This window comes from Paenibacillus sp. 598K (genome assembly GCF_003851045.1).
Classification (GTDB): domain Bacteria; phylum Bacillota; class Bacilli; order Paenibacillales; family Paenibacillaceae; genus Paenibacillus_D.
Genome location: NZ_BFBX01000037.1, coordinates 19,667 through 37,679, shown reverse-complemented (window position 1 = coordinate 37,679; position 18,013 = coordinate 19,667). Strand labels below are relative to the sequence as shown.

Annotated in this window: 13 protein-coding genes; 5 read left to right on the top strand and 8 right to left on the bottom strand. The window is 50.6% G+C overall.

All coding sequences use genetic code 11. The annotated features are described in order from the left end of the window. Window positions 1-74: 74 nt before the first annotated feature. The 5 genes from PA598K_RS13310 to PA598K_RS13290 form a co-directional block, all read right to left on the bottom strand. Window positions 75-845 (bottom strand): nucleotidyltransferase domain-containing protein, encoded by a 771-nt coding sequence (locus PA598K_RS13310; RefSeq protein ID WP_128657442.1) that lies wholly within the window; start codon window positions 843-845, stop codon window positions 75-77. Between the two features lie 322 nt (window positions 846-1,167). Beyond that, the gene (locus PA598K_RS13305) at window positions 1,168-4,173 is read right to left on the bottom strand and encodes a discoidin domain-containing protein (RefSeq protein ID WP_185601917.1); all 3,006 of its coding nucleotides are present in this window, start codon (window positions 4,171-4,173) and stop codon (window positions 1,168-1,170) included. Window positions 4,174-4,204: 31 nt separating this feature from the next. Beyond that, window positions 4,205-5,962: an extracellular solute-binding protein gene (locus PA598K_RS13300; protein ID WP_128657440.1), complete on the bottom strand. Its 1,758-nt coding sequence runs from the start codon at window positions 5,960-5,962 to the stop codon at window positions 4,205-4,207. 61 nt (window positions 5,963-6,023) lie between these two features. Continuing rightward, entirely contained in the window at window positions 6,024-6,917 is an 894-nt protein-coding gene (locus PA598K_RS13295; protein ID WP_128657439.1) for a carbohydrate ABC transporter permease, read from the bottom strand. Between the two features lie 31 nt (window positions 6,918-6,948). Next, the gene (locus tag PA598K_RS13290) at window positions 6,949-7,845 is read right to left on the bottom strand and encodes an ABC transporter permease (protein ID WP_128657438.1); all 897 of its coding nucleotides are present in this window, start codon (window positions 7,843-7,845) and stop codon (window positions 6,949-6,951) included. 183 nt (window positions 7,846-8,028) lie between these two features. Between PA598K_RS13290 and PA598K_RS13285 the strand changes: the two genes are divergently transcribed. Beyond that, window positions 8,029-9,906 (top strand): sensor histidine kinase, encoded by a 1,878-nt coding sequence (locus PA598K_RS13285; RefSeq protein ID WP_128657437.1) that lies wholly within the window; start codon window positions 8,029-8,031, stop codon window positions 9,904-9,906. Further along, entirely contained in the window at window positions 9,881-11,107 is a 1,227-nt protein-coding gene (locus PA598K_RS13280) for a response regulator (RefSeq protein ID WP_128657436.1), read from the top strand. The genes PA598K_RS13285 and PA598K_RS13280 overlap by 26 nt, the downstream gene beginning before the upstream one ends. A gap of 85 nt (window positions 11,108-11,192) precedes the next feature. Here PA598K_RS13280 and PA598K_RS13275 read toward each other — a convergent pair whose 3' ends face one another. The 3 genes from PA598K_RS13275 to PA598K_RS13265 all read right to left on the bottom strand — a co-directional run bounded on the left by PA598K_RS13275 (window position 11,193) and on the right by PA598K_RS13265 (window position 14,444). Next, entirely contained in the window at window positions 11,193-12,398 is a 1,206-nt protein-coding gene (locus PA598K_RS13275; RefSeq protein ID WP_128657435.1) for an acyl-CoA dehydrogenase family protein, read from the bottom strand. Between the two features lie 78 nt (window positions 12,399-12,476). Then, window positions 12,477-13,550, bottom strand: coding sequence for a dimethylsulfone monooxygenase SfnG (gene sfnG, locus PA598K_RS13270; protein ID WP_128657434.1), 1,074 nt, complete (start codon window positions 13,548-13,550; stop codon window positions 12,477-12,479). A gap of 285 nt (window positions 13,551-13,835) precedes the next feature. Next, window positions 13,836-14,444, bottom strand: a complete 609-nt coding sequence (locus PA598K_RS13265) for a TetR/AcrR family transcriptional regulator (RefSeq protein WP_185601915.1) — start codon at window positions 14,442-14,444, stop codon at window positions 13,836-13,838. Window positions 14,445-14,625: 181 nt separating this feature from the next. Here PA598K_RS13265 and PA598K_RS13260 point away from each other — a divergent pair, with 181 nt between their 5' ends. From PA598K_RS13260 to PA598K_RS13250, 3 genes are all read left to right on the top strand, one after another. Continuing rightward, window positions 14,626-16,116 (top strand): 4-hydroxyphenylacetate 3-hydroxylase family protein, encoded by a 1,491-nt coding sequence (locus PA598K_RS13260; RefSeq protein WP_185601913.1) that lies wholly within the window; start codon window positions 14,626-14,628, stop codon window positions 16,114-16,116. A gap of 36 nt (window positions 16,117-16,152) precedes the next feature. Then, window positions 16,153-17,304, top strand: coding sequence for an FMNH2-dependent alkanesulfonate monooxygenase (gene ssuD / locus PA598K_RS13255; RefSeq protein WP_128657431.1), 1,152 nt, complete (start codon window positions 16,153-16,155; stop codon window positions 17,302-17,304). A 415-nt stretch (window positions 17,305-17,719) separates the two neighbouring features. Beyond that, window positions 17,720-17,983 carry a hypothetical protein gene (locus tag PA598K_RS13250; RefSeq protein ID WP_128657430.1) on the top strand — a complete coding sequence of 88 codons (264 nt, stop codon included), beginning with the start codon at window positions 17,720-17,722 and terminating at the stop codon, window positions 17,981-17,983. The last annotated feature ends 30 nt before the right edge of the window (window positions 17,984-18,013 follow it).

Here is an 18,013-nt window from a genome sequence, read left to right as displayed (position 1 = left end):
CCCCATCGCCCGTATACCGGGGCCGCCTGGGGCTTCAGGTCAAGCTGCAGCACGACCGTTACCAGATTCGACTTTCAAAGGTCTTTACTTGACCGTCTCGCAGCCATTGCATGTAGTTCCTTCTCAAAATAGCGATATACTTCATCTGCAATTGCTAGGAACTCTTCAACACGTATATGACTATCCAAGTAACATGCATACAGATATTCAACTAAAGCGGAGTCAATCTCACAATAGGTTACTATGGCATTCTTCATCGTATGAATATCATCTTGCCATACCCCTGTATCCTCTAAAACCAACGAATATAAGGCACGAAGCAACCGCTTCGAGTAACCTTTCATATATCTGGTTTTCATTTCGTTATCACTAGCATGAGCAAGCAAACGATGTATCCGATCTACTTCCTCCTTGGTCTCTGTATTCAAGTCTAAAATGAACGCTGGAGAAATCATGATGGGTGGTACTTTTTCGCCAACGTCATCGCCGTAGACACAAACACAAATGATCTTCACCCAAAAACCCCACTCATTCGGTTTGCTTAACACATCGTCAATCGAGCAAATGGTCGTATCAATCTTAGTTAGGATTGGGTATTGTTCCAAAAGCCGCTCTTTAATAGTGGGCAAGCTTTCATAATCAATATCGCTAGGATTCTCACACAAAATAGTAAAATCGGCATCGGACTGAAAAGGTTTGGCCGTTCCTTTCGGGATCGAGCCGCACATATATATGCTATGGATCTTACCTTTAAATTCGGCAAGTAGGCTATTGATAAACTTATCAACAAAATCCTTATATTCACTTTGTATTGCGATTGGATTTATTACTTTATTTAATATCATATCTACTCCCCCTAAACGCTAATCATTTATCATCCTTATCAATAGGTATTGCTTGATGTTTGACTAATTTATCATCCTTGTAGAAGCATATTAGCCAGACCTTCTGAAGGCCTCTGCCTATGTTAACATGGATAACTATAAATGGAAATCATGTTGAGGAGGGGAATTTATATGGAACGGAAGAATGTCTTTTGATATGAATTTAAAAAAAGAAGGCGCATGCATCTTCCGCATAAGAAGATACATCCGCCTCCACAAATGACTCGGTGATGTTACAGAGCCAATCGGATTAATCCGAATTGCCCCCCGCTCTATGCCGCGCTTACTCCGCGTACACCTCGATCTCGTTCACCCGGAGGTAGTCCGGCTGGTTCGTCGGTCCGCTCGTGCCGAGCACTCGCAGCTTTGAGCCGGTTACCGCCGAGAACGTATGCGTCCGATGGTCGAACGTATTGTCCGTAATCGCGGGCAAGCAATCGACCCACGCCGAGCCGTTCCAATATTGAATCTGATAGTCCTTAATCGCGTAGCCCGACGTCGTGTAAAGCTCAACCCGGCCGAAGGTTTTAGCCGCTCCGAAGTCCAATTGCACCCACTGCGGCAACGCGGTTCCATCGGTTGCCCAGCCGCTCCAATCCGTCGTGGCGGCTCCGTCGTTGACCTTTTCTGCGGCATAGCCGTTAGCCGTATCAGTGTTAGACGCCGAAGCTGCGGCGTCCTTCGCGAGGTTGGCCATGGAAGCCGTATTCAGCTTCACCTGGCTAAGCTGCGGACTGTAGACGAGTGTTCCTCCCGTCGGAAACTCGACCTTCACGAATCGGGTTCCAGTCGGAAGTTTGCCCAGCGTATAGACGCGCTTCGTCCAAGCCCCCTCGTTGATCGGCAAATCCGCGTAATGCCAGCCTTGCTGCTCCTCCCACATCACGCCGTCCTTAGCGGCGTAAAACTTAAAGTTGCGAATGCCCGGTTCGTTATCGGTCGCGTACAACGCCGTCAGCTGAATGTCCGTTGCTTCGCTGCGATAGATCACATACTCCGGAGTCGAACCCGTCGAGGTGCGCATCGCCCGGCTGGAATCGCCCAATGCGGCTCCGTGCGCCGTGTCGAAGACCAAGCCAGAGCTGTGCGCACTCGTCTTTGTCCAATCGTTCATCTCGTCGATTATCGGAGCCGAATTCCACGGAACGTCGGAAATTTGCACCTGCCCGATTTGCGGGCTGTATGCGACCGCTCCCCCGGTCGGGAACTCGACCTTCACATAGTTCGTAGGGTCAGCAAGCTTCGTGAGCGTATACACCCGCTTGGTCCAATACCCTTCGTTGATCGGAGAATCCGCGTAGCCCCATCCGTCATGCTGCGTCCAATTGGCCCCGTCCGTGGAAGTATAAAACTTGAAGTTGCGGATCACCGGCTCCTCGTCAGTCGCGAACAATCCGTTCAGCTTAAACCGAGTCGCTCCGTCCAGGCGATAAATAATAGCTTGCGGTGTAGTTCCGTTATTCGCCCGCGTCGCCCGGGTGCGGTCCCCAAGAGCAGAAGCGTTCGACTTGTCGAGTACTAGCCCGGAAGTGTGAGACTGAGCCTTGCTCCAGTCGTCCAGTTCGTCGACAACCGTCGTCCCCACGCTGCGGGCGTTCGTAATCTCATAGAAGACGACGGCGTGATGATCAAGCTCGGGCGTCAACGTCAATTGATTGCCGACGACCGGCACCGTTGTCGTGACTGGCGTCAGAGTTGCCAGCCCTTTGTAATCGGCTTCCCGCGAGTACCAGTAATTTTGGTCGGCCGTATTTTTCAGGCTTTTCGGCACTTCCATCGTATACTTGGACCAGGAATACGCCGTATCCGGAATTCCCCGGTTCGCTTTGTCGTTCCACCAGGTCGGCCAGAAGTTGCCGTGCGAATCGTCCACGATCCACTTCTTCACCGTAACAGCATTGCCTGCGACAGGAGCGATATTGCGAAGCGTAACGGCGGGTGTCTCCGCAGTCGTGCGACTCATGTCGTTATTGTGATTGTAGATCATGAGATGAACCGTATCGCTCGCGGCGTTATAGCCCGCTACGCCGTTCACTTCATTGCTCGGGTCAGCGGGTGCGCCCGAGAAGCTGCCCTCCAGTCGCTTGTCGCCGACCATGCGGTAGCCGAGATTGGCAATATGCGTCGAGACTGCCGGCACGCCGCCCCAGATCGCTTCCGTGCTCAGCCCCCAAGCAGAAAACCAGTCGATGCTCCAGTCGAGCATCGTTTTGAACTGCTTGGCGTCGGAAGAGCCCTGGAAGCTGTGGGCAACGATCCGCGAATACAGCGCCTTGGAATCGGAGCCGGAGTTAATCCGTCCTTCGTCGATACCATACTTCAAGTTCTCGAGCCCGTTCGCGACGGCGCGCTTGCGAAGCGTCTCGATTGTATCCACGAGGCTTTTGCCACCCGGCATCCGGACCCCCGGCTTCAAATCGTAGAACGATACGGTCAGAAAATCGATCTGCGTTCCAGGCAGCCCCGTCTTATAGTTCGTGCCGTTAGGACCAACTCCCGCGACATGATCGATGAAGGCCAACTCGTCCCACAACCCTTCGGTTACGGTCATACTATGAGCTCCGACCGTTAAGTTGGACGCGCCGATCGCAGCCTCCAGCGCCGCGACCGTATAATCATAAATTTTGAAAAAGGCCGTCTGGGTGGAGGCAGGACTCACGCCATCGTCAAACCATTCTGGATTCTCGTATTCGGTAAAGACGCCCCAGGTCCAGGTCTTCACTTCCGCCAGCCCGAACTCCGCGACAAGCGCATCGGCCAGCGCCTTGATGTAGGCGTAGTACTGATTGTAGTCGCTAGGAGGCTTGAGATTCGCTTCCATCACGCCGACCTCCGGTGCGTCGGACAGCTTCATCGGAATGTTGCCGGTTTTGATGTGCGGCTTCAGCCCCTGATCCACGACGTGATGAAGCGCGCCGATCAGCCGGGAAAAATCGTAATCCGTCAACGTCGTGCGGTCGGAAGGATCGGCGAACAAGTCCCGATTGGCGCTGCAGCCGGGGTATCCGACATAGCAGCCTCCGGTTGCCGTCATGAATTGAACGTTCTTGACGAACGGGTAGTGGGTCGCGAATGTATTCGCCGGCTTCCCCACCGCTTTCGTCGTCCAATCGATCTCGTAGTCCCAAGCGTTGATATCGGAAAAAGCGTTATGAATCGTACGACCTTGCGCGGACAGATCAAACGACAACGACGGACCGGAGGCCGCAAAGCTCGGCTCGGCCGGAATCAGCAGTAACGAACCGGATAAAGCGAGCGAACAACCCAATGACGCCATCCTTTTTCTCATCCCACACATCCCCTTTTCGTACTAGGTCTGATTATTGTTGTTTCAGAAGCTCGAAGATCGGCGCAAGCTCTTGCTGCTGCTCGACCGCCTTGCCGTGCCAGTAAGCGAAAATATCGTCGACCTTGAAGTCGTCCAGCCCGGCGATGAAATCGTTTTGCAGCTTGTCGAACTCTGTGTCGTCCTTCGCCAGAATGAGATTGAAAATATTTTTGAACGTATAGTTCTGAAGATTCGTTCCTTGCGTTTTCAAATGCTCAGGCAGCTCTCCGAGACGGTACAGCGCATTCTCCTGATACACTTTGACTTTGGACGAATAGAGATCGAACAGACTGTCGGCCTTGTAGTGCTCCAGCATATCTTGGTGAACCGGCTTCAGCTGGCGGCTGACCGCCTTGTCCGACCACTCGAACAGGTTAACCGGCACACCGGTCTTCGGATCGACCGTCCCGCTGCCGAAGCCGACGAAGTGGTGATACATTAGCGCGCCCGTCCGCTTGTTGAAGGCCAGATCGCTGGAGCTTTGCTGCAAGTAGTCATCGGTCGGAACGGGCTTGCCGTCCTCCATGTTCCAGTTCTCTCCCTCTGGCCCGTTCCAGACGGTACGGGCGTTCTCGTAGGAAGATAGCCAGTTGAGCAGTTCCATCGCCTTCTCCGGGTTCTTCGCGTTCTTCGAAATTGCGAATGTCCGTCCTCCCGAAGCCAAGTTATTGATCAACATGAACGCGTCGGTATTCATCGGCGGCAGCGCCACCATGCCTTTCTCCGGCGTTCCCGCCTTCTCGAAGTGGCTGTTGATATCGGTAACAAGCCAGCCCGGCACGTTGTATAGATAACGGCCCGACTTTACTTTTTCCTCGTACTTGTCGGACTTCTGCGTGAACGACTCCGGATCGAGAATGCCCATCTGATTCGCTTTGTTATAGAACTTTAGCGAACGCCAGAACATACCGTTCTTGTCCTTCAGGTCGTTGTGCGGAGAAATCTCGTTCGTGGCCAGATCGTAATAGACCGTCCGATCGCTCGTCAGATAGCCTTTGCCTTCCGTAAACGACAGCGTGTAGGTGATCGGCCAGTCACCCCAGCCCATACCGTCCGCGAACCAGCCGCCGATCGCATACACCTTCTGCCCGTCTTTGTTTTTCGGCTCCAGCTTCTGCATCTCGCTCAACACATCGAGCAGGTCCGTATCGAAGTTTTCCAGCTTAGGATAGCCGAGCTGCTTGTAGAGGTCCCAGCGGATGAAGTTCGCGCCGAGCGGCTGATTGCCTCCGGTCGTCGCCCCTCTCAGCATGCCGATCGTGTACAGCTTGCCGTCCGGGCTTAACGTCTTCTTATTCAGCTCGATCATCGCCTTGCCGCTCGGATCGGAGGTGATATTATCGCCGTACTGAGCCAGCAGATCGTCCAACTCGTACAGTTGGTTGGCCTTGACCATCATTGGAATTTGCTTGTCCGGATCCGGAACCCAGAATAGGTCCGGAAGATCGTTGCTCGCGATCATCGCGTTGAGCTTTTCTCCAAAATCGGCTCCGACCGCCGTCATGTCCATCTGAATGCCAAGCTCTTTCTCGATCGTTTTCGCGACCGGATTTTGCATGACCCCATTCGGCTCCGCAGCCGCGATACTGGCGGCCACCTTGATTTTGAAGACCTCCTGCCGCTTCTCTCCTCCCGCCCCGGACTCGCCGGAGCCGGAGCTGCCGCCGCTATTGCCGTTGCTGTTCGAGCAGCCGAACAAGAGCATCAGCGCAAGCGCCGCTGCAGCTCCCTTTGTCACCTTTGTCCTCATTCCAATACCCCTCTCATTCTGTTTATATGACAACTCCAGCGAAGAGCCGGAGATGTTCAACTTAGCCTTTGATTGCGCCCAGCATAATACCTTTGACAAAATACTTCTGCATGAACGGATAGATCAGCATGACGGGAATGACCGTAATGACCGTGATCGCGTACCGGATCGACATCGGCGTCACCCGGCCCGTGCTCGCCAGATCGGCGCCCAGCGTCGTCCCGGAGGCGCTTGTCCGCATGATGTCCGCCATATTCGATTTGAGATTTGTATACAGCAAATATTGCAGCGTGTTCAAATTGCTGTCCGTCACAAGGTAGAAATTGTCCGCCCAGGAGTTCCATTGCCCGACAGCGGTGAAGACGGCGATACAGGCGATAATCGGCATCGACAGCGGGAAGATGATTTTGAAGAAAATCGTCAGAATGCCGGCCCCGTCAATCTGCGCGGATTCCTCTAGTGTAGCTGGAAGAGATTCGATGTACGTTTTCACCAGAATGATGAAGAAAGCCGATACCGCTCCGGGCAGGACGTACAACAAAAAATTGTTTTTTAAATACAGCGTCTTCATCAGCATGTACCAGGGAATCAACCCCGGGCTAAAAAACATCGTAATAATAATTAGTCGATAGATGAAGCTGCGCAACGGCAGCTCTTTCTTGGTCACCATGTAACCGACGAAGGCACTGCAAAACACAGTGATGATCGTTCCGATGACCGTCCGGGCTACGGAAATGAAGATGCTCTGGAAGATCGTCGGAATTTGCATCAATTGTTCATAGGAGGACAACGTAATCTCCCTTGGAAAGAAATAGATGCCCTTGGCGATTTCCGCTGGATGGCTCAACGAATTGATGATGATAAAATAAAACGGGTAGACGCACAGGAACGCAAAGATCAGAAGCGTGCCCGAGTTGGCGAATTGGAATAAATATTCTCTCCAGCTCTTGTTCATAGGGCGGTATTCTCCTTTCGCTGGGACTCCCTCATATGATGCTTTGCTTCCGAATCGCTTGGGACAGCCAGTTGGCAGACAGCAGCAGGACGATGCTCACGATGGACTTGAAGACGCCGATCGCGGTCGAGAACGCATACTCGGCCCGAGCGATTCCAAGCGTGTAAATATAGGTGTCTAGCACTTCCAGCTTGTCGATGTTCAGCGGATTCTGGAAGACGTAGTACTGCTCGAAGCCGTTGCTCAGTATGCCCGAGATGGCCAGCAGCAGCAAGACGAAATAAGTAGGCATCAGGCCGGGAACGGTAATGAACCAGATTTTCTGAAACCGTCCCGCTCCGTCGATATCGGCGGCCTGATACAGCTCCTGGTCGATGCCCGCGATGGCGGCCAAATAAATGATCGCTCCCCATCCCGTTCCTTTCCAGGTTGCCACCATCAGTTGGAAAAACCAGGCGTAGCCGTCGCTGCCGAGAATATTCGTCCCGGTCTCGATCAGCCCCATGTCCATCAGCAGCTTATTGACGACCCCGTCCTCCAGCGAGAAGAACGTAAAGAAAATCGAGTACACCAGCACCCAGGAAATAAAATGGGGAATCGCCGTCACCGTCTGGATCCATTTGGATAGCCACTTTCCACGAACCTCCGCCAACGCAATTGCAAAAATCATCGGAAGCGGCGATGTCAGAAGGCCCAGCAAGCTCATGACGAGCGTGTTGCGCATGACGATCGCGAAATCGTTGCCTCCCTCGAAAATAATCCGGAAGTACTTAAAGCCGACGAAATGCTGCTCCATCAGCGGAACTCCCGGGCTGTAATCGACGAAGGCATACGACCAGCCGAACAGCGGCAAATAATTAAAAACGACTACGAGTGCGACGAAGGGAAGTATGAGCAGCAGCATGCCGGCTCTCTGTGTCTTGTTCATCCAAGGCGCTCCTTTCTATAGTTCACATCATAGGGCACGCCCGAATACGTTCTCAATTGTAAAGATTGCAAATCTGTAATAAAAACTATAGATAAGCCGAATCCGCGGCAGGAATCGGCATCTCTTCGTCAAATTCCTACTGCTAGAAGCCACATCACGACAGACACGAAGGGCGGGTTCACGATGCGGTCCTTCTTTAACAATTACATTCGAAATCGCTTTTTTAACAAGCTTCTACTCCTGTATTCCGTTATTATCGTCCTTACCGTAAGCATTCTCATCTTCATTATCGTCACCAATATTACCGGGCTGCTGAAGGAGCAAGCGATCACCTACAACAATCAGGTGCTTCAACTGGTCGGAGATCACTTCCACAAGCAGAACCGCAATCTGAAAAATCGGATGACGAATCTATACGTCCTTAACGGTTCGGACAAGAAGGACTCGGTCTACGATGCCTTTGCCGACGAGAGCCCTCAAGCGCATCCGGATCAGATGACGGCCGATATGCGCGAGAAGGCCGCCTACGTCAATCGTTATATGATGGATACCGTCCTCTCCAGCGATGCCAATATACTGGATATGGTCATGATGAATCGGAGCTTCGACTATGAGATGAGCGCAACGCGATACTCCGCGGGTATGAAGCTGAGCGACTATGTCGATCACGTTCGCCAAGCTTTGACGGAAAGAACCACGGCCGATATTAATGCCAGAAAAACGTACGTTCTTCCCGCATTCAACGGCTCCCGTGGAAGCGATCCGCTCACCGTCTATGCCGTCTACGACTATATTCGATTCCCTGACGATCCTTCGGACTATTCGGGATACATGCTGCTTATCTACGATACGGAATCGTTCCGTCGCGCCTACGAGCCTTACCGCAAGTATTTGATCGGAACGCAGCTTGTACTGACGACGGAGGGCGAGGTCGTCTACGATTCTTCGGGCAAATATTACAATCAGTCTTTCCCTTATTGGGATCTCGTGCAGGAATCGTCGGACAGACGGATCATCGAGGGACGGGAAGCGATCGTCAACGTGGCCAAAGACGACGAATTTCGCTTCGTCACCGTAGGGATCATTCCGCTTGGCGAGCTCAATCAAGGCATCCGCAACATTACCCGAATGATGCTGATCGCCGCTTCGATCTGTCTCCTGGTTACGATCGTACTGGCGGTTCTGAGCACGAGGCATTTCTCCAAGCGATTGAAAGACGTGCTATCTCGTATCAAAGAAATTCGCAAAGGCAATCTGACCGCCATACCGGTCAATGAACACTATGACGAAGTAGGCATCATCTCTAGAAATCTGAATCAGATGAGCGAGCAATTGGACGAGTATATCAAGCGGGAGTTCGTGCTGGAGCTGCGTCGGAAGGATTCGGAGCTAAAACAGAAAACCGCCGAGCTATACGCCCTGCAATCGCAGATCAATCCGCATTTTCTATATAACACTTTGGAAGCAATCCGGATGAAGGCGCTAAAATCGGGAGACGCGGAAGTCGGTCAGATGATCAAGATTTTGGCCAAGCTGTTTCGCAGCAGCATTAAAGAAGAGATGATCGTCACGGTGCGCGAGGAGATGAACTACTGCCAGTCCTTGCTAGAGCTGTACTACATCCGCTTCCAAGGCCGGCTCGAAATCGAATTCGACGTGGAAGAAGAAATTCTCGATTTCGGCGTATTCCGACACATGTTGCAGCCGATTATCGAAAATTCGATCGCGCACGGAATTGATCTGGGCAAATCGCGGAATCTCATTACCGTACGCGGTCGCCAGATCGGCGACTCCATCGTCATTTCCGTGACGGACAACGGAGAAGGCATCGACGAAGACAAGCTGGCCTCCATTGCGGAACAGCTCCGGCAACCGCGAGTTTACGGTACAGGAAGCATCGGTCTGCTTAACGTTGAAGCGAGGATTAAACTGATCTTTGGAGACGAGTGCGGGATACACATCATGAGCGAAAAGGGTCGCGGAACCGAAGTCCCGGTAACCGTTGCGGCCCGGTCGAAGGAGGCGCTTCGGGATTATGTACAAGGTTTTAATCGTGGATGACGAGCCGCTTATTCTCGACGGCTTGCAATATGTCATCGATTGGGAGGAGCACGGGGCGGAGATCGTCGCCATGGCCGGCAACGGCGCCGAAGCGCTTCGCGCGCTGGAGCAAAATGGGATTCACATCGTCATCACCGATATTAAGATGCCGGTCACAGACGGATTGGAATTGATACGCGAGACGAAGAAGCGAGGCTTAAACGTCAAGTTTATCGTCCTTAGCGGCTATGACGAATTCGAGCTTGTGAAGAAGGCCATTGTATACGGTGTGGAAAACTATTTACTTAAGCCGCTCGAAGAAGAAGAGCTGTCCAGCACTTTACTGAATACCATCGAAAAGCTGGATCACGAAATCCAGCTCTCGATTCATCACCGGCAGAATTACAGCATCGTCAAAGAAAACATCCTCTTCCGTTGGGTCGCCGACCGCATTGGACACGACGAGTTGACCAGCCGCGCAGATTTTCTCGGGATCGACCTTTCTTTCGAGCACTATCGGGTCGTCAGAGTAACTCAGGAGCCGCCGCCTCGGGACGGCGAAGCCACCTCCGGGCTGATGGCTTCGGCCATTCTGAACGTCTTCGAGGAAACGATGAACGGCTTTGGAGACTGTATTGCGTTTCGGAGCTTGCACGGGGAGCCGATTCTACTGTTCGGGTGGAACGCCGTAGAAAGCATGGACGGAGACAAGCTGGAGGAGAGGCTGGAAGCCTGCTCCTCCAATGTGAAACGATACTTGAAGCTGGACGTCTCCGTCGTGCTCGGTCCGGTCGTCAACGGCTACCGCTCCGTGGCAACGAGCTACAGAGAGGCATTCCGGACAGAGGAAGATTTCGGAAGCGCAAGTGCCCGCGAGACGGAGGCCGCTCATCCTACGGTGTTGAAGCTGATCGATTACATCGATCGGAACTACGCGGAGGAGATGTCCCTCAAGACGCTCTCTGACATCTTCAACCTTAACGCTGCCTATCTAGGCCAGCTTTTCCGCAGGACGACGGGGGACATGTTCTCCGTATATCTCAACCGCATGCGCATCGAGCAATCGAAGCGGCTGCTGGAGGAATCCCACCTGAAAATGGGGGAAATCGCTGCTGCGGTCGGCTTCAGCAACCTTCAATATTTCTCGAACGTCTTTCATAAGCTTGTCGGCATTTATCCCACCGAATACAAAAGAAAAATCGCCTCGGCGGAAGCGGAATAAGAAGCTGTGACGGCTGCAGCTGCTATGCCGAGACGATTCTGTCCTTATACGCAATCACGCAGTCGCAGGGATGAGCAGCTCTCGCTTAGTCCCCTCCTTCATGCCACAGTTCAAGCGGCAGGCCGACTAGTGCTTTACCGATCCATTCCCGGGCAATATTGTTGGATGGCCCCATGGCGATTCCTGCACGTGCGTCGCGGAATAGTCGTTCAAATACGCCTTTTTTATATCCGTACCCCCCAGTAACATCAAGTGCAGCTTTTGTCGCTTTATTCGCAACCTCAGCTGCATGAATCTTGAATTCAACAAGGGGAAGCAAGAGTTCCACCTGCGGCCGCCCCTGTGCCTGCAGTTCATCCAATTGTTTAGCTAGGGAGATTTGCCACGGCTTCAGGCTTTCAACGAGTATTTTTACTTCAGCCAGCTGCTGACGGATAATTTGATAATCCGCCAAGCGTTTATTGAAATCGCGGTGAACCATGCCTTTAACGTATTCAGTTGCCGCTTCGAGCGCTGCCTCCGCCACGCCTAGCCAAGTAGAACCGAGTCCGATCAAGTACACGGGAGATACCCCGCTCTCTAAAATTTCACGTCCTTGTCCTTCCGTCCCTAATTTATCTTGAGGGGCAACTCTTACTCCTTCGTATTTAATGGGACCGCTGTGATTGCCGCGCACACCAAGCGCATCCCAGACACCCGACGTAATGCCGGGAAGTTTGCTATCGACGATGAAAAAGCTTACGTCCGTAGGCGTCTGTGCACCAGGCGTCCTCGTTTGGAAGACGTAGAAATCCGCCTGTCCAGAGCTTGTCGTGAACGACTTTTCAGCATTGAGGATATAATCCTCTCCATCGCGCGAAGCCTCGCTGAAGTTAAACCACCAATGGCCACCGGATGCTCTTTCGCTCGTTGAATACGTACCAACCGATCCGCTTCGCACCGGCTTCAACCAGCGTTCTTTTTGATCATCATTCCCATATAACGCGATCGTTTGAACGGCTCCGACATGCATAACATAAACAAGCGAAGTGGATGGGCATCCCTTCCCTATTTCCTCTGCCGCTATCGCAAATGCGACATGATCCAACCCCCGTCCTCCCCAGCGTTCAGGGATCAAGACGCCGTTCCAACCAGCTTCCGCGAGTGCCTGAAGGTTTAATCTAGGAAAGGTGCCTTCACGGTCGGTTGCTTCTGCTCTAGGCTTAATAATCTTATCTACAATGTCTCGGATTTCGACCCGCAGGCTCTCGTAGTTCGTTGGTGCGCTTGTATTTTCAAGATTAATGCTCATGGTTGATCTCTCCTTGTTTCATTTTATTTTCGAGCGTTGCTAACAACTCATTCGTTACGATGAATCACCTTTTTCTATTCATACAGAAAGGCTGCGGAGGGCCGCTTCCTTCTCCCTTACCAACGGAATGACCTTCTCTCCGAAAGCCTGGATATCCTCATCATAATGAAGAAAACCTGTAAGGATCAGATCGACACCTATTTTCTTTAATTCGATGATGCGATCAGCAACTTGTTCAGCTGTTCCGATCAGACCGGTCTTGAATCCATCGTTGTACTGTACCAAATCCTCGAAGTTGGAGTTTGCCCACATCCCTTCCCTTTCCGGAGAGGCCTTGCCGGCAAATTGAACTTGGCTGCGGAAGCCCTCAACAGCCTCGGGATCGGCATGACTTATAATGTCGCGCAGGACCTGACGCGCTTCTTCCTCCGTATCCCTAACGATGACAAACGCATTAACGCCGAAATTCAGTTTACGATGATGAGTGGCAGCCAGTCCGGATACTTCCTCTATTTGAGTACGGAACCCTTCGATTGTATTGCCATTCATGAAATACCAGTCTGATACTCTCGAGGCCATCTCACGTGCGGCGGCTGAATTTCCCCCTTGGAATACAGGCGGTATTACGTTAGGTTTTGGTTTATGCGGAGCACCATTAATTCTGTAAAAATCCCCGCGGAAGTCCGTTGATTCCTCCGTCCATAGCTGTTTGAGAACGCGAATAAACTCCTCTGAACGTCGGTACCGCTCATTGTGATCCAGCCACGGCTCACCAAAGCCATGAAACTCACCTTTAAACCAGCCGCTTACGATATTGATGGCAGCGCGTCCCTTACTGATCTGGTCGATTGTCGAAATCGCCTTAGCAATCGGACCTGGATGCCATAATCCTGGAAGAACAGCAGCGATCAACTTGAGCTTCGTTGTAACTGTTGCCAAGGCAGATGCCAAGGCTATTGCTTCCAATTGGTTCTCCGCGCCATAACTGGCGATAAAGCGCGTTTGCAGCAACGCAAACTCAAATCCGACATGTTCTGCGATTTGGGCGTATCTAGCATTATCCTCAAAAGTCCAGCCTGTGTTCTGTGGAATTTTGGAAATGACTAACCCACCGCTTACGTTTGGAACCCAATAAGCGAATTTCAAAGACATTAGGCTTCACCTCTCCATTTCATAAATTTGTTTTTGTATTGCAAATAAAAAACAGACTAATTCGAATCAATGAGCACATGGGTGTCCATTAATAGCGATAGTCTGTCTCTGGCGATCCAGTCGACTAAAATACAAGCACCATGCACAATTCCAACTAAACCAGTGGGCTTTGTATTGTTAGTGCTATTATACCGATGAGAATTTTGAAATTCAACAAACAATCTCAGATGAATTGAAGCATATCCAACACTTTGGTGCCTGTTTGTTGGAAATAAAATCGAGTCCTTATTCAACCCCGATTGCTTTGTATATGCCAAGTGAAGAAAGTCGTGTTAACTGAAGGGCCATATGATGCGGAGTGTATACCGTATTATTTTTCAGCCAGCTTTGCGCTACGCCCATGACAGCGAAGCTTGCATAATCCAAGACAAGATCAAGTGGAACGGATAGCCTCTGTTCCATTTTTAGACCGGAGATTCGTTCATACAATGCATCCCGAATCACCTTTTGCATCTTAATCGTAAAGACATCCTGCTCGAGATGTACAAACATCACCTCATAAAATTTCAAACTTCCCGATATGTGTGCAAACAGTACGGATAGAAACGGATCTGGCTCGTCGAACCTCAATCGAGTGCTCAAAAACTGGTGACTGACATTGCGCAATGAATCGGACAATACGTGTAGTTTTTCTTCAATCACTGTATCCAGCAGTTCGAATTTATCCTGATAGTGTGCATAAAAGGTGGAACGATTAACATTTGCGTGATCAGCAATGTCTTTCACAGATATTTTTTCAAAGCCCTTTTCCAGAATTAGTTCAACCATTGAGTTTTGAATCATCTGACGTGTTCGACTAATCCGACGGTCTTGCGCAGCGGAATCAGCAGCCATGTTCCATTCCTCCTTTATGAATTGGTTGAAATCACTCATTTTACTACTAACCGTGGCTTAAACGCCCGTTTTCCAACACATATTGTGTAAGTGTTGTTTTTCAGACATTACTCAAATTATTGTCGATTGCTAGAAAATAGAATGTAGCTATAATGATAAACATACAATCCCCAGTTTTACAATGGGGTTTATCAAATTATTTCTTCATAAGGAGTTGAGCAAGCATTTGCGAGGAGAACAGTTTATTCAAAGCCTTGATGACGGGAGGAAGGTATGGCTGGACGGGGGATTGGTCGACCATTTACCTCAACACCCAGCATTTAGCGGGACACTAAAGACCATTTCCCGATTATTCAATATGCTGGATGAGCCGGGCATACGGGAGAGCATCGGTTTCGTACCCCCAGGGGGCAAAAAGTATGTTCATGGCTCCTTCCTGGTGCCTTACTCGTCCCAGGATTTGGACAAACGAAGAACTAGCTTTGACCTTTGGTCCAGAGAAACTCACGGCATGATGAGTAGGTTGTCCGACTATGGCCGATCAATGATTACGGGCTGGTACGCAGCACGTGAGGAAATCGGGAAGCTTGATCCGCATTTTGAGTCAAAAATTACGGCGTACTACGAAGAAGCGAGAGATAAAGATCTCTTCCTGACTACCGCCATATTAGATCCTCAGATCGATCGTTCCAACGGGTTGGAGGATAGTAGAATCAACGAGCGCTTCTTGCATGTCGTGAAGGAAACAAGTGAAGGCATTATTGTTCGGGGAGCCAAAATGATTGCGACTGGCGCCCCCTATACCCATGATTTTATTATTTTCTCTTTCCTAAACTTTGAAGAGAAGGACCATAAACACGCACACGTGTTAATTGTTCCTGCCAATTCTGAAGGCCTGAATATCGTTTGCAGAGAATCATTTGCCGATCATCGTGCGCAAAATCATATTCTTAGTTCGCGATATGAGGAAATGGATGCAGTCCTCTTTTTTGATGATGTCTTTATTCCATGGGAAAGAGTTCTTCTCTATGGCAATTCGGAAACCGTGCTGAAGCTTCGGGCGAACAAAACGGCAAATTCGCTCGCTTTTCATCAGACTGTGGTCCGCTATGTATCAAAGCTAGAATTCGTTACTGGAGTCGCCTTCGCTGTGGCTGAATCGATTGGTGTACAGGGGTATTTGCACATACAAGAGAAGCTGGGAGAATTAATTACCCAGATTGATGTGATGAAAGCATTGGTAATCGCCTCCGAAACGATGGCCAAACCAGATAAATCCGGGGTACTCGTACCCGAGCTATCTTATATCGATACAGCCAGAAATATCGGGACAAAGTATTACCCGAGAGCTATAGAGATCTTGCAGCAGGTAGGCGGTGGCGGATTCGTTCAAACTCCTTCTGGAATGGAAGACTTCTATGGTCCAATATCCAATCAAATGCATTTGTATTTCGAAGGGGCTGCCGTTAGCGCCGAGAAAAAGGTACAACTTTTCAAGTTGGGGTGGGATTTAATCGGAAGCCCTCTTGGTTCACGCCACGAATTGTATGAACGCTTCTATGCCGGTGACCCGGTACGGGCCTATGCCAATCAGTATGTGAAATTCGAAAAAGAGAGCCTTACCGATCCGATATGGAAGCTAATAAAAGAATCCAGCAAAGACGTGTACTAATATCCATTCTTGGTTAAGAAAGGACGTGCCATAAACATGGAACTATTTTGGTTTATACCCACTCACGGAGACGGCCGTTATTTGGGAACCCGTGATGGAGCAAGATCCGTCAGCTATTCCTATTGCAAACAAATCGCCCAGGCCGCAGATGAATTAGGCTTTCAAGGTGTGCTGCTCCCGACGGGCAAATCGTGCGAGGATCCGTGGATCGTTGCTTCTTCACTGGTACCTGTTACAGAGAAGCTAAAGTTTTTAGTGGCGGTTCGCCCAGGCTTGGTCTCCCCTACACTTGCAGCACGGATGACCGCTACACTGGACCGTTTTTCAAAGGGACGGCTTCTCATTAATGTCGTGACAGGCGGCGATCCCGTTGAATTAAGAGGCGATGGCTTGTTTCTAGATCATGATGAACGCTACAAACTTACGGATGAGTTTTTAAGTATTTGGCGCAAACAATTAGAAGGCGAGCATGTAGATCATCAAGGGACCCATCTTCAAATCGAAGGCGGTACAGTGCTTTATCCGACCATCCAAAAGCCCTATCCCCCCCTTTATTTTGGAGGTTCATCTGATGCTGGACACGAAGTTGCGGCTGAACATGTCGATGTCTACTTGACATGGGGGGAACCTCCGGCGCAAGTGGAAGAAAAAATCAATACCTTACGCAAGCTGGCCGCAGCCAAAGGACGTTCGCTTAAATTTGGCATCCGTCTACACATCATTGTACGAAAAACGGAAGAAGAAGCTTGGCAGGCAGCCGACGAATTAATTAGTCATCTAGACGAGCAAACCATTGCTTCTGCGCAACAGATTTTTAAGCGAATGGATTCTGAGGGACAGAAACGTATGGCCTCGCTGCATAATGGAGATCGTTCAAAACTGGAGATCAGCCCTAATCTATGGGCAGGTATCGGACTTGTGCGTGGAGGTGCAGGAACAGCCTTGGTCGGAAGTGCAGAAAATGTTGCCGCTAGAATAAAGGAATATGCGGATCTAGGCATAGAAACGTTCATTCTATCTGGCTATCCTCACTTAGAAGAAGCTTATAGGACGGCTGAACTGTTGTTTCCGTTATTGAAGCCCAACCCGAATCAGCAGGATGAACAGACCTTTATCAGCCCGTTCGGGGAAATGATTGCGAATAACCAACGCCCTGCAGCTGAGAAAAAACAACCGCATTACTCGTAAATGTGGCTCCCACTTCACATTATAATGCTCCATGCACTCTATCCTCGGGCAGCCGTCTTCATTTTACTACACGAAATCCGTGATCCATATCGGTTCTTGAATGCGGACGGACTCACACTTTGGTTGATTTTAACTCACATCATGAGATATGGTGGAAACGGGTTGCATGGCGTATCCTTTCCTTAGCACCAATTTCAACCCATAAAGAGCCGTGGACAAGAATGCAAATTCGCTTGCGAGAAAAGCTGCGCAAGCTGAGAATGGACCATGGGCATGGATGAGCTTCGCAAGGAGGAGCGAAGCGATTGCCTTGTCAGAGCGTGTCCTTGCAAACAGTACGAACGAGAAGGTCCGCAGCACCACGAGAGCCAATCTCTGCTTCCTTTACTTGAAGCGGGAGGATCAAGAGAATGCCATGCAATTGGCGAGAACCTTGCCGCATGTATGGGAATGCCGGGAGCTTATTATGCCGGAGATGCACCCGGAGGAGGATTACCGGGCTGAACTGCGCAAGGGCATCCGCACCGCCCTGTCCGCCATCTGTGCAAAAATTGAACATGCGCAGCACTATCCGCATGTCCGCGAAGACCTGTTGATCGCTTTAGGGCCGGATGGCCAAGACGACGGAGACATGACCAAGCAATTGGAGCTGTTGATGCAATTTCTGACGGAAGAGTAAGAAGAGGCAGGCCTTGAACACTCCCGCCAC

Excerpts from the sequence above, each read along its gene's own strand:
- PA598K_RS13260 (WP_185601913.1), top strand. The coding sequence starts at position 14,626 with ATGGGGTTTATCAAATTATTTCTTCATAAGGAGTTGAGCAAGCATTTG.
- PA598K_RS13250 (WP_128657430.1), top strand. The coding sequence starts at position 17,720 with ATGCAATTGGCGAGAACCTTGCCGCATGTATGGGAATGCCGGGAGCTT.
- PA598K_RS13290 (WP_128657438.1), bottom strand. The coding sequence starts at position 7,845 with ATGAACAAGACACAGAGAGCCGGCATGCTGCTGCTCATACTTCCCTTC.
- PA598K_RS13310 (WP_128657442.1), bottom strand. The coding sequence starts at position 845 with ATGATATTAAATAAAGTAATAAATCCAATCGCAATACAAAGTGAATAT.
- PA598K_RS13285 (WP_128657437.1), top strand. The coding sequence starts at position 8,029 with ATGCGGTCCTTCTTTAACAATTACATTCGAAATCGCTTTTTTAACAAG.
- PA598K_RS13275 (WP_128657435.1), bottom strand. The coding sequence starts at position 12,398 with ATGAGCATTAATCTTGAAAATACAAGCGCACCAACGAACTACGAGAGC.
- PA598K_RS13300 (WP_128657440.1), bottom strand. The coding sequence starts at position 5,962 with ATGAGGACAAAGGTGACAAAGGGAGCTGCAGCGGCGCTTGCGCTGATG.
- PA598K_RS13295 (WP_128657439.1), bottom strand. The coding sequence starts at position 6,917 with ATGAACAAGAGCTGGAGAGAATATTTATTCCAATTCGCCAACTCGGGC.
- PA598K_RS13265 (WP_185601915.1), bottom strand. The coding sequence starts at position 14,444 with ATGGCTGCTGATTCCGCTGCGCAAGACCGTCGGATTAGTCGAACACGT.
- ssuD (WP_128657431.1), top strand. The coding sequence starts at position 16,153 with ATGGAACTATTTTGGTTTATACCCACTCACGGAGACGGCCGTTATTTG.
- sfnG (WP_128657434.1), bottom strand. The coding sequence starts at position 13,550 with ATGTCTTTGAAATTCGCTTATTGGGTTCCAAACGTAAGCGGTGGGTTA.
- PA598K_RS13305 (WP_185601917.1), bottom strand. The coding sequence starts at position 4,173 with ATGAGAAAAAGGATGGCGTCATTGGGTTGTTCGCTCGCTTTATCCGGT.
- PA598K_RS13280 (WP_128657436.1), top strand. The coding sequence starts at position 9,881 with ATGTACAAGGTTTTAATCGTGGATGACGAGCCGCTTATTCTCGACGGC.